This window comes from Wolbachia endosymbiont of Pentidionis agamae, from assembly GCF_036711655.1.
Lineage (GTDB): Bacteria > Pseudomonadota > Alphaproteobacteria > Rickettsiales > Anaplasmataceae > JAZHPY01.
On sequence record NZ_JAZHPY010000175.1, the window covers coordinates 1 to 402 of the forward strand.

Annotated in this window: 1 protein-coding gene; it reads right to left on the reverse strand. The window is 36.1% G+C overall.

Going from position 1 to position 402, the window contains the following annotated elements:
- On the reverse strand, positions 1-402 hold a 402-nt coding region (locus V6U76_RS05510; RefSeq protein ID WP_333024147.1), incomplete at both ends, for an Rpn family recombination-promoting nuclease/putative transposase.

The following is a 402-nucleotide window of genomic DNA, read 5'->3' on the forward strand; positions in this document are numbered from 1 at the left end:
TGAATTTTGGCAGCTCTATGAAAGTAAAACTAAAATCCTTGAGATCGTGCTCGTAAGTTATTTTATCTAAAGTTATATGATCAGATTTATAGGCAGTTTTGTCTGGAAATAAGATGAAATCCGCGATGGCAATGAAAATCACCTCCTTTAAATTATGGTAATCATCGCCCTTGCTAGCCTGTTGAGAATAGGCTTTTGCAGCGTAATATTGAGCACGTTTCTCAAACCCCTTGGTGCGCGCAACCTGCATTTCCACAATGATCTGAACTCCATTTTGATCTTTACATAAAACATCAACAATGCTCTGTTTTTTTGAAGCAATATCAGGATCTTGGATAGTAGCTAAAAACTCCACATCCATGATTTTATTCTCTTCCGAAAACTCTAAAATATCGTTCAAAA